10 protein-coding genes and 2 pseudogenes are annotated in these 9,936 nt (G+C 71.9%); 6 read left to right on the top strand and 6 right to left on the bottom strand.

Going from position 1 to position 9,936, the window contains the following annotated elements; translation table 11 throughout:
* A pseudogene (locus tag AOK11_RS11990) lies at window positions 1-250 on the top strand (hypothetical protein); the annotation flags it as partial.
* Between the two features lie 80 nt (window positions 251-330).
* Here AOK11_RS11990 and AOK11_RS11995 read toward each other — a convergent pair.
* Entirely contained in the window at window positions 331-1,596 is a 1,266-nt protein-coding gene (locus AOK11_RS11995; RefSeq protein WP_157869332.1) for a hypothetical protein, read from the bottom strand.
* A 231-nt stretch (window positions 1,597-1,827) separates the two neighbouring features.
* Between AOK11_RS11995 and AOK11_RS12000 the strand changes: the two genes are divergently transcribed.
* The 3 genes from AOK11_RS12000 to tgmB all read left to right on the top strand — a co-directional run bounded on the left by AOK11_RS12000 (window position 1,828) and on the right by tgmB (window position 3,466).
* A complete protein-coding gene (locus AOK11_RS12000; RefSeq protein ID WP_055593661.1) occupies window positions 1,828-2,154 on the top strand; it encodes a YkvA family protein in 327 nt (108 codons plus the stop codon).
* Window positions 2,155-2,274: 120 nt separating this feature from the next.
* A complete protein-coding gene (gene tgmA, locus AOK11_RS12005) occupies window positions 2,275-2,466 on the top strand; it encodes a putative ATP-grasp-modified RiPP (RefSeq protein WP_055593662.1) in 192 nt (63 codons plus the stop codon).
* Between the two features lie 16 nt (window positions 2,467-2,482).
* Window positions 2,483-3,466 (top strand): ATP-grasp ribosomal peptide maturase, encoded by a 984-nt coding sequence (gene tgmB / locus AOK11_RS12010; RefSeq protein WP_055593663.1) that lies wholly within the window; start codon window positions 2,483-2,485, stop codon window positions 3,464-3,466.
* Window positions 3,467-3,526: 60 nt separating this feature from the next.
* Here tgmB and AOK11_RS12015 read toward each other — a convergent pair whose 3' ends face one another.
* The gene (locus AOK11_RS12015) at window positions 3,527-3,745 is read right to left on the bottom strand and encodes a hypothetical protein (protein ID WP_055593664.1); all 219 of its coding nucleotides are present in this window, start codon (window positions 3,743-3,745) and stop codon (window positions 3,527-3,529) included.
* Between the two features lie 173 nt (window positions 3,746-3,918).
* Complete coding sequence (locus AOK11_RS12020; RefSeq protein WP_055593665.1) at window positions 3,919-4,392, bottom strand: DUF2269 family protein; 474 nt, start codon at window positions 4,390-4,392, stop codon at window positions 3,919-3,921.
* A gap of 199 nt (window positions 4,393-4,591) precedes the next feature.
* Here AOK11_RS12020 and AOK11_RS12025 point away from each other — a divergent pair, with 199 nt between their 5' ends.
* Window positions 4,592-5,575 (top strand): GlxA family transcriptional regulator, encoded by a 984-nt coding sequence (locus AOK11_RS12025; protein WP_055593669.1) that lies wholly within the window; start codon window positions 4,592-4,594, stop codon window positions 5,573-5,575.
* A gap of 7 nt (window positions 5,576-5,582) precedes the next feature.
* On the opposite strand, the gene AOK11_RS12030 is transcribed toward AOK11_RS12025, so the two are convergent.
* The 3 genes and pseudogenes from AOK11_RS12030 to AOK11_RS41680 form a co-directional block, all read right to left on the bottom strand.
* Window positions 5,583-5,843 carry a DUF5133 domain-containing protein gene (locus tag AOK11_RS12030; RefSeq protein ID WP_055593666.1) on the bottom strand — a complete coding sequence of 87 codons (261 nt, stop codon included), beginning with the start codon at window positions 5,841-5,843 and terminating at the stop codon, window positions 5,583-5,585.
* A 142-nt stretch (window positions 5,844-5,985) separates the two neighbouring features.
* On the bottom strand, window positions 5,986-7,755 hold the full coding sequence (locus tag AOK11_RS12035) for an ABC transporter ATP-binding protein (RefSeq protein ID WP_055593667.1): 1,770 nt from the start codon (window positions 7,753-7,755) through the stop codon (window positions 5,986-5,988).
* A gap of 173 nt (window positions 7,756-7,928) precedes the next feature.
* Window positions 7,929-8,054: pseudogene (locus AOK11_RS41680) on the bottom strand (aldo/keto reductase); the annotation flags it as partial.
* A 600-nt stretch (window positions 8,055-8,654) separates the two neighbouring features.
* On the opposite strand from AOK11_RS41680, the gene AOK11_RS12040 reads away from it, so the two are divergent.
* Window positions 8,655-9,860, top strand: coding sequence for a glycoside hydrolase family 64 protein (locus AOK11_RS12040; protein ID WP_055593668.1), 1,206 nt, complete (start codon window positions 8,655-8,657; stop codon window positions 9,858-9,860).
* Window positions 9,861-9,936 lie beyond the last annotated feature (76 nt).

The following is a 9,936-nucleotide window of genomic DNA, read 5'->3' on the forward strand; positions in this document are numbered from 1 at the left end:
CCGCGACCTGTACCGGGAGGCCGCCGAGAGCGCCCACGAGGCGCTGACCGCGTACCGGGGGGCCGCCGGGGCCTCGGGCGTCCGGGCCCTGCCGCCCGGCACGCCGGCTCCGTCCCCGATGCAGCAGCTGACCCGCACGTTCGAGCGCCTGAGGTTCGGCTCCAGGGCACGCCGTCCGTCGCCCGCCGGCGAAGGTCGCCGGGCCGCCCTGCCCGCCGCCGACGCGCAGTCGACGTCCTCCGGCCCGTAGGGCGGCCCGTCCGGCGGATCGCCGGGCAGGCGAGGGCCGGCCGCCCGTCGGGACGGCACGCCTCCCGGGCCGTACGGCGGTCAGTCCGGCATCCGGGGTGTGCCGGGCGCCGGCCACACCGCCCAGTGTCTGCCGGGGAACGGGGACACCACCCGGACGACCAGCGCCGTCAGCGCCAGGAGCGCGGCGACGACGGCCGCCGCGCCGGCGAGCCACTGCGGGGCGAGTGCGAGGCCGACGGCTCGGGACAGGACGGCGGACGGGAAGGTACCGCCGGAGGCGTGGGTCCCGGCCAGGGCGGCCGGCAGCACGACCGCCGCCGCCAGTACCAGCACGCCGGGGCGTACGACCAGGAACAGGGCCAGCGCCGTGCAGAGCACCGGCAGACCGACCGCGAGGGCGTGCGGGACCAGGGAGAAACCGTCGCCCCGCAGCGGGAAGTGGACCACCGCACACACGGCGAGTGCCACCGCGGCGGACCAGCTCGACCAGGTCATGGACCGGACGGGCTGCGCGTGCGCCCGGCGGGGGCGCCGGATCCGCCGCCTCGAGTGCAGGGCCGCCGCGCCCAGGGCGCCGCGGTACGGGGGCGGGAAACCCGCGTCCGGTCTCCCACGGTGCTCGTCGTCCCGCACGCCCCCGCGCTCCTCCCGGCGCCGGTCCCCGCGCTCGTCCTCGTACCGGGACGGTTCGGGCGTGGGGCGGTCGGGGCGATCCGGCGGGGGCAGCGCGGCCAGACGGTCTATCAGCTCGATCAGTTCCTCGACGGAGCGGCCGGAGGCGGCGGCCCGCAGTGCCTCCTCACGGCAGTGGGGTGCCAGCTGCTCGCTGTGCAACAGCGCCACCAGCCGGGTCACGTCCTCCACCGGGCGGTGCGCCGCAGCGGCCCGGATCGCCTCGTCCGCACTGTCGGCGTCGCGGGGCGGCCGGGTCAGCAGGGCGACCAGACGGGCCACGTCCTCCACGGGGCGGCTCACCCCGATGACGCGCAGAACGTCGACCACGGCCCGAGTGTGTTCGGGTGAACGGGCCAGTGACGTGATGAGGTCGGCGACCTCGTCCGGGGGGCGGTCCGACACCGCCGCGTACACCAGGTTGCCCACGGGGTCGCCGTACTGCTGCCGATCCCGCTCCTCCTCCTCTGGGCGTAGGGACTCCGCCGGGTCCGCGTCCAGACGCAGTCCACCGGTGCCGTAGACCGTTCCGGCGGCCGGGAGGGGCGTCGGTGGCGGCTCCGGCGGGAGGACCCCGTCCGTTCCACCGGATATCCCGGAGACAGTCGAGACGGTCGGGCCGCTCGAGGGACTCGAGGTGTCCGACGGGGGTGTCGATGAGCAGGTGGTCATGCTCGGCTCCATGAATGAAGACTCAGGCCGCTCCTCGCCCCCCCCCGGACGTACGACGAGCGACGTTACGTGGACCATTACTAAGCGCCCCCGCCCGGCACGGCCACTCGGCTGGGCCACCGGTATGACCTGTGCCACTCCGTCGGCTCCCCCGGGGGGTCATACCGGAGCCGTTCCCGGGCATCCAAACAGGGAGACCGGTGTCGCGCCGCACCCTGAGGAGGACAGCCCGTGGACACGACCACCGTGGTACTCGTCGTGGCCGCCGTCGCCGCGGCCGCCGTGCTGGCCTGCGCCGTGGCCCTCATGGTGCGACTGGTCCGCACCCGGCGCGAGCTGCGGCGCGCCGGTCTGCCCACGGGCCCGCGCTGGGTGTTCTGGGGCGCGGTCCTCTACCTCGTCCTGCCGACCGACCTGCTGCCCGACCCGGTGTACCTGGACGACATCGGCGTGCTGCTGCTCGCACTGCGCTCCCTGCGCGGATCCCTCGGCGCGGGGTCACCCGGAGCGACGCCCCGGCGCCCGGATCGCGAACCCGCCCGCGACTACGCTCCGTGAGGAAACCAACCACCCGTTCGATTCGTATAAGTCTCTGGAAGCCAAAACAAGTCGGCGGACCAAGCAGCGGTGCACAGTGGGCCGTCGCCTGGTCGGCGCAGCACCGACGAGGGAGAGACGATGCAACCGTTCGCGCTCAACTACGCACGTCCGGCACGGGAGTTGGTCGTAAGCACTCCGTATGTGTACGACTCCGGACTGCAGTTGAACGTTCTCGCCGACGGACGAGTGGCGGCCTGCGATCACGCACTGTTGCGAGAGGTGGGCACCACGACGTCCACGGCGGGTTCCAAGACCCACTTCGACGACTGACCGTGAGTCGCAGACGATGACCGTACTGATCCTCACCTGCGAGGAGGATGTGACCGCCGACATGGTGGTCGTGCACCTGCACGGCTCCGGAGTTCCGGTGGTACGCCTCGACCCTGCCGATCTGACCGCCGGCGTCTCGCTCTCGGGTGAATACGTGCACGGCCGTTTTCGCGGCCATCTCTCCACCGGGGGGCGACTGGTGAGCATCGGCGGACTGCGGTCCGTGTGGGTGCGCAGGCCGGGCACCCCGGCCGGGCGGGCGGCCCAGCCGTCGCCCTGGCTGACCGAGGAGGCCGCTCAGGCTCTCTACGGGATGCTGCGCGGCTCGGACGCCCGCTGGATGAACCATCCGGACGCGGCCCGGCAGGCACGTCACAAGCCGTGGCAGCTCCGGCTGGCGCAGCGCTGCGGCCTGCCCGTGCCGGCCACCCTGATCACGACCTTCCCGCGCGCCGCCCGGGAGTTCGCCGAACGGTTCCCGGACCTGGTGGTCAAGCCCGTTTCCGGAGCGCATCCGCAGGATCCGCCGCGGGCCGTGCCGACCAGCAGGGTGGCGCCGGACACCGACTTCACCGCCGTGGCGTTCGGGCCGACGCTGCTCCAGCGGCGGATCGCGAAGCGCGCCGACATCCGGCTCACCGCCGTGGGCGAGCGACTGCTGGCCGCCCGCAAGGCCGCGTACCCCGGCGCCGAACCGGTCGAGGTGGATGTACGTTTCGCGCCGCCCGGGGCGCCCTGGGAGCCGGTCGATGTGCCGCCGCGCCTCGCCGACTCCGTCCGCACCTATCTGCGTGAGGCCGAACTGGCCTACGGGGCCTTCGACTTCGCCGAGGACGCCGACGGGACGTGGTGGTTCCTGGAGTGCAATCAGTCGGGGCAGTTCGGGTTCGTCGAGGTGGAGACGGGCCAGCCGATCGCGCGTACCGTCGCCGAGTGGCTGGCGCGGCCCGTTCCCGAGGAGACGGTGGAGGTCGACAGGACGCCCACCACGGCATGCTGAGGGCCCGCCACCACGTGGGAGCGTGGTGGTACGGGTCCGCCCTCCGGGGCGGTACCCGGATCAGTGCGGCCTGGGGCCGGGCAGAAGGGCGGTGCGCTGCCAGCCGTTCCCCGGGGACTGCTGGCGGTCGTGGCCGCCCTGGGAGTACCCGGGGGACTGCAGGGGCCCCATGACCAGCTCCAGTTCCCTGTTCACTCGTTCGGCCTCGCTGCGGACCTGTGCGGGCACATCACCGCGCTCCGTGATGAGTCGGTCGTAGATGGGGGATTCCTTGAACACCCTGCAACGCGCCTCTCTGCTTCGTCGGCCCCGGGACGGGGACGCGACTGACGAGTGTATGCGTCCGGACATCCTTCAGGGGGAATCCATCCATACGACTTGACGCAGATGAGTACACGAGGGATAGTCCCCGCGCCCCGGCGGCAGGAGGCACGGGGCGGTGCCGGATCCGGTCAGGCGCCCGTGGTCGAACCGGGGCGGACGATCATGAGAACCGTGACCGTCGCCCACAGCAGGTTGAACACACCGGTGAACATGGCGAGTCGCATCGTCTCCCGCCGGTCGACGGACCGTTGCTGGGCCAGCTGCTCGACGAGTTCGTCCTGCCGGGGCAGCACGAAGGCGATCAGGACGGCCGCGGCCGCCGCCGTGAGCGCGATGGAGGTGATGAGCCAGCCGTCGCCCAGAACTCCCATGGCGAGCGCGGTGGCCAGCCCGAGCACGGGTACCGCGACACCGATGCGGGAGTAGACCCTGCAGATGCGGTGCAGCACCTCGACGGTGGTCACCGCTGCCGCGACGGGCCCGTCACCCCCGGCGGGCACGACGCGGCGCGCGGCCGGCGGGAACATGCTCGCCGCGACGGTCACGGGACCGACGGCGAGGATGGCGGCGAGGACGTGCAGGGACAGCAGGAACTTGGTCACCGGGGCTCTTTCCTTGGCGTGATCAGCGGTGAAGGGCTCACGCTAAGGGCCCTCGGGGTCTTCACCCAGGGGCTGGATCGACAGCTTCCGACGGATTCCCGCCAACCGGCCCGTCTGCCTTTCCTCCGGTCCGCCGCATCACCTCCCCACTCCTGCCCCGACCCTTACGCGTGGCGGGAATCCGCCTATCGTGGCGTTCATGCACTCCGTGGCGATTCTTCTGCTCGACCGGGTCATTCCGTTCGACATGGCGGCACCCATGCAGACCTTCGACTGGACGCGGCTGCCCGACGGCCGGCCCGCCTACCGGGTGCGGCCGTGCGCCGAGGCACCCGAGGTGGCGGCGGACGGCGGTCTGCTCCTGCGCGTCGACCGCGGACTGGAGGCACTGGACGACGCCGACACGATCATCGTCCCGGGCCGTGCCGAAGGCGCCCCGCCGCTCTCCCCCGCGGTCGTCACGGCGCTGCGCCGGGCGGCCGGAGCAGGCACCCGGATCGCCTCGGTGTGCGTGGGCGCGTTCGTGCTGGCGGAGGCGGGGCTGCTGGACGGGCTGCGCGCCACCACGCACTGGGTGGCCGCGGACCAACTGGCCCGCTCCTTTCCACGCGTCGACGTACAGCCTGACGTGCTCTACGTCGACAACGGGCAGATCCTCACCTCGGCCGGTGCCGCCGCCGCGCTGGACATGTGCCTGCACATGGTCCGCCGGGACCTCGGCTCGGCGGTGGCCGCGAACACGGCCCGGATGTCCGTCATGCCGTTGGAACGGGAGGGCGGACAGGCCCAGTTCATCGTGCACAAGCACCCGCCCGTGCCTCGTGGGTCGGCCTTCGAGCCGCTGTTCGAGTGGATCGAGGACAACCTGGCGCACGAGGTCACCCTCGGGGCGATGGCGGCACGTGCCGGGATGAGCGAGCGCACCTTCGGCCGCCGTTTCCGCGAGCAGACGGGCACCACGCCGGTGCAGTGGCTGCTGCGGGCGCGGGTACGGCGCGCCCAGTACCTGCTGGAGAACAGCGACTACACGGTCGAGCGGATCGCCCAGCAGTCCGGGTTCGGCTCGCCCACGGCGTTCCGCGAGCGGTTCCGCAAGGTGGTGGGCACCACGCCGTACGCGTACCGGTCGGCGTTCCACGGCCGACGGCCCGTCGGCCGGCCTGTCGCGGGCACCGGCTCGTAGCCGCCGGTCACACGGTCAGGCACCGGCCGTTCTCGCCGTCCGGGTCCGCGGTCCGGCCGGCGGGCGCGGTCTGCCCCTGGGCGAGCAGCGCGTCCGCGCGGGTGACGGCCTCACGGATGCCTGCCGTTCCCGTCATCACGCAGAGCGTGTAGGTGATGTCCTCCAGCTCGCGCGCCGCGACGGGCGAGGGCCGCTCCGCCTGCGCGATCCGCAGCGTCGCGTAACGCGTCAGCAGTCGTCTGACGGTCTTGGGATCCGGTACCAGCACGAAGGCGCCTCTCTCTGGGTGTGTGGCTGCGCCTACCCGCATCGCCCGGAAGTAGTCCATTCCGTCCGGCCGACCAGACGGCCGGCGGGCCGGCCCGCCGGAATGGACTGGATGGACGCCTGACGGGTGGCCCGGCCGCCCGTCAGGCCGCCTGCCCGCTGTGCAGTGCGGTGTACGCCCCTCCCCGGCGCAGCAGTTCCTCGTGGGTGCCGATCTCCTGGATTCGGCCGTCCGCCATGACCACGATCCGGTCGGCACCGCGCACGGTGGACAGCCGGTGCGCCACGACGAAGGTGGTCCGCCCGCGCAGCAGCCGGGCGAGCGCCTCCTGGACCAGCGCCTCGGAACGGGTGTCCAGCGCCGAGGTCGCCTCGTCGAGGACGAGTACCTTGGGGTCCCTGATCAGGGCGCGGGCGATGGCGAGGCGCTGGCGCTGTCCGCCGGACAGGCGGGCTCCGCGCTCCCCGACGAGGGTGTCGAGGCCCTGGGGCAGCCGGTCGACGAACTCCAGCGCGTTGGCGTCGCGCAGTGCGGACCGCACCGACTCCTCGTCGGCGTCGTCCATGCCGTAGGCCACGTTCTCCCTGATCGTGCCGTCGAAGAGGATCGACTCCTGGGGCACGACCGACAGGAAGCGCCGGTAGGTGCGCAGGTCGAGGCCGTTCATGTCGGCGCCGTCGAGGAGCAGGCGGCCCGAGGTCGGGCGGATGAAGCCTATGACGAGGTTGAGCACGGTGGACTTGCCCGCCCCCGAGGCGCCCACGAGGGCGACGGTCTCGCCCGGGGCGACGTCGAGGGTGAAGTCGCGTACGGCAGGACGCTCATCACGCTCGTAGGCGTGGCCCACGCCCTCGAACGTGACCGCGCCGCGCAGGACGGTCACCTCCGACCTGCCCTCGTTGTCCTCCAGTTCGGGCGCCTGGAGAACCTCGCCGACCGAGCGCACGGACTCGAGGCCCTTGGTGATGACCGGGGCCAGGCCCGCCAGTGTCGTCGTGGAGTTGGTGAGCGTGGTCAGGAAGGCGCTCAGCATGACGATGTCGCCGGCGCTGACGCCCCAGACGTCGTAGTACGAGATCAGCGCCGCGCCGGCCAGGACGAGGACGCCCACCACGTTGAGCGCCACCCAGGCCAGCGAGCCGAACCGGCCGTTGACCAGGTCCAGGCGCATCCCGGAGGTGAGCAGCCGGTTCAGGGTGCCGTCCATCCGGCGCAGGGCCTTGCCCTCCAGCCCGTGGGCGCGGGTGACCGGGATGAGCCGGGTCATCTCCGTCACCCGGGACGACAGGGTCTCCACCTCGTGCCGGAAGTGCTCGTTGTGGGTCCGCAGCCGGGACCGCAGCCGGGCCACGAGCAGGGCGGCGGTGGGCACGACGACCAGGAAGACGGGCAGGAACTCGGGCGTGCGGAGGGCGATGATGACCAGTCCGCCGATGAGTACGGTGATCGCGCCGAGCCCCATCTCCGCGGTCTGCTGCACCATCTGCTCGACGGTCTCCACGTCCCGCACGACCTTGGCCTGGAGCACACCGGCGCTCACGCGGGAGTGGTAACCGATGGAGAGCTGCTGCATCCGCGTGCACAGGGCGGAGCGCAGGGCGGTGCCCATGCGGCGGACGCTGCCGTACAGGAGGCGCACGTAGAGCAGGTGCAGCGGGTAGTTGACCAGCAGGATGAACATGATGACGCCGGTACTGGTCCAGAGCTGCGAGATCGGCCGGTGCTGCACCACGGTGTCGATGATGGATGCGGTGATCAGCGGCAGCAGCCAGATGGGGCTGTGCTTGACCGTGAAGACGCCGACCGCGGCGGCGAGCCGGCCGCGGTCGGCACGGAGGAGATAGGCGAGGGTCCGGACCGGGTGCTCGCCCCGGTAGCGGTGGTCGAGTGGTCTTGCCGGCGACGACGCCATCGGCGGTGGTCCTCCCCTGAAGCCGGATACGGCAGGTGCAGCCCGGTTACGGCGGTGCGGCGAACGTTCTCTGCTCCCCCGCACCGGAAAGCGCTTTCCCCCTTATCGGGCAGAAGTACACCAGACCCGCGCGCACGACCGCACCGACGGTCGCGGCCCGAGACCCCTCAAGCGGCGTCCGGTGCGGCGTGGACGGTGGACAGGGAGCGCGCCTCGCCCGGCCGCCCCTCGATCGACACGCGCATGGCGCCCCGCCCGATCGCACCGACCTCGACGTCACCGATACGGCGGGTGTGCATGTATGCGCGACCTCTTCCGGATGTCGACTCGCCGCATCTGACAAGCGGTTCCAGCCTGGGCCCCGTACCGCGGGAAATCCAATAGGAAAATGCGAACGCATTCAGCAGGTACGACTCTGAATCGCAGGGGAGGGCCGGCCACCGGAGGCCGGAGTCCTCCAGGACGGGCGTCCGGCGGTGTGCCGCGATACGCCGGGTGCGACGGCGCCTCCGGCCCGTCCCGGAAGGTTCCCGCGACTTCACGCCGAGGGGCTCCGACACCACGGCAAGCAGAGAGCGCTCTCCCCACACCAGGTGCCCCTCCGCCCGATCCGGCTTAAGCGACCCTTAAAAAGCGCTTAAGCACATGCGGGGCTCTCGCAAGCACGTCAAGTAAGCCCTGATCAGAGCGACTCGAGGGACAAGTCGGACCCATTGGCGGGGGTGGTTCCGGTCCGTACCATCAAGGCCAGGCGCCGGCACGACCTGCGGCGTGAGAGCGCTCTCATCACCGTCGGGGAGCGCTCGGCCCCACCCCCACGCCCCGGGCGACATCTTGTCAGGTACCGCTCACCAGGAACGGCTCGTCAGAGCCGCTCGATCACCTCAGGAGACCCCCACATGACTCCTCGCCACCAGCGTTCCCTCGGCCGCCGGAAGGTTCTCTTCGCCCTCGGCGGGGCGGCCGTGGCCGTGCCCGCCGCCGCCGCGCTCGCCCCCCACGCCCTCGCGGAGACGTCCCCGGACACGCAGGCCGTGGCGGCCGCCGCGGCCCCTCTCCCGCTGACGATCGTCAACAACAGTGGCTCCTTCGGCAACGCGAACGTGCACCTCTACGTCGTGGGCAACCAGGACGGACGTCAGGTGCGGCTCACCCCGGACGGCACCCTGGCCCCGGTCTCCCTGTCGGACAACGGCGCCGACGGCTTCACCGACTACGCGATCAGCCTGGCCGGCAGCGGCGAGACCCGGCTGTCCCTGCCGTACATGTCCGGCCGCATCTACGTGGCCCTCGGCCGAAAGCTCAAGTTCAAGGCCGTCGCGGACGGCAACGGCAACGCGGCGTTGCAGTACCCGGCCGGCTGGGTCACCTCGGACCCCAGCTACGGTGTGCTGCACGACTGTGCGGAGTTCACCCACAACTCCGCCGGCATGTTCTGCAACACCACGATGGTCGACATGTTCAGCGTGCCGATGAACATCCGGCTCACCGGTTCCAAGGACCAGTCCACGGGCGTGTTCCGGAACGGGGGCCGCGGTGCCGTGTTCTCCGCGCTCAGGCAGGTGGAGGCGTTCTCGCGGCTCGTCGTGGACGACACCCGGATCATCGCGCCGGGCCACGGCCTGGACGCGGGTCTGTTCGCCAAGGACCACCTCGCGCCGTACATCGACGAGGTGTGGAGCACCTACACCGGACGCGACCTCAGGATCACCACCAACGCCGGGACCTTCACCGGCCGGGTGCGCGGCGACCGGTTCACCTTCGACGGGCCCGCCCAGGTCTCCTTCGGCAGGCCGTCCACCCGGGACGTCCTCTTCTGCGACGGGGCGCTCGCCGCCCCGAACGACGGCACGACCGGCCCGGTCGCCGCCGTGCTCGGCGCCGGCTTCAACCGTTCGACGCTGCTCAGCCACCCCGACCAGCCGACCACCGACGCCTCGGTCTTCTACCGGACCGAGCTCACCAACCACTACTCCAAGGCCGTGCACACGGCCACGGAGGACGGCAAGGCATACGGCTTCGCCTTCGACGACGTCGCCGACTTCGCCTCGTACATCCAGGACACGGCCCCCACGGGCGTGCGCCTGACGCTGTCGCCCTTCTGAAGCCGGCCCCGAAAGCCCTGAACGGCCGTCTTCCGGCCCCGCCCGCGGCACACCGCGGGCGGGGCCGGAAGACGGC

Source organism: Streptomyces hirsutus, from assembly GCF_001418415.1.
GTDB classification, from domain to species: Bacteria; Actinomycetota; Actinomycetes; order Streptomycetales; family Streptomycetaceae; genus Streptomyces; species Streptomyces hirsutus.

Excerpts from the sequence above, each read along its gene's own strand:
- tgmB (WP_055593663.1), top strand. The coding sequence starts at position 2,483 with ATGACCGTACTGATCCTCACCTGCGAGGAGGATGTGACCGCCGACATG.
- AOK11_RS11995 (WP_157869332.1), bottom strand. The coding sequence starts at position 1,596 with ATGACCACCTGCTCATCGACACCCCCGTCGGACACCTCGAGTCCCTCG.
- AOK11_RS12040 (WP_055593668.1), top strand. The coding sequence starts at position 8,655 with ATGACTCCTCGCCACCAGCGTTCCCTCGGCCGCCGGAAGGTTCTCTTC.
- AOK11_RS12025 (WP_055593669.1), top strand. The coding sequence starts at position 4,592 with ATGCACTCCGTGGCGATTCTTCTGCTCGACCGGGTCATTCCGTTCGAC.
- tgmA (WP_055593662.1), top strand. The coding sequence starts at position 2,275 with ATGCAACCGTTCGCGCTCAACTACGCACGTCCGGCACGGGAGTTGGTC.
- AOK11_RS12035 (WP_055593667.1), bottom strand. The coding sequence starts at position 7,755 with ATGGCGTCGTCGCCGGCAAGACCACTCGACCACCGCTACCGGGGCGAG.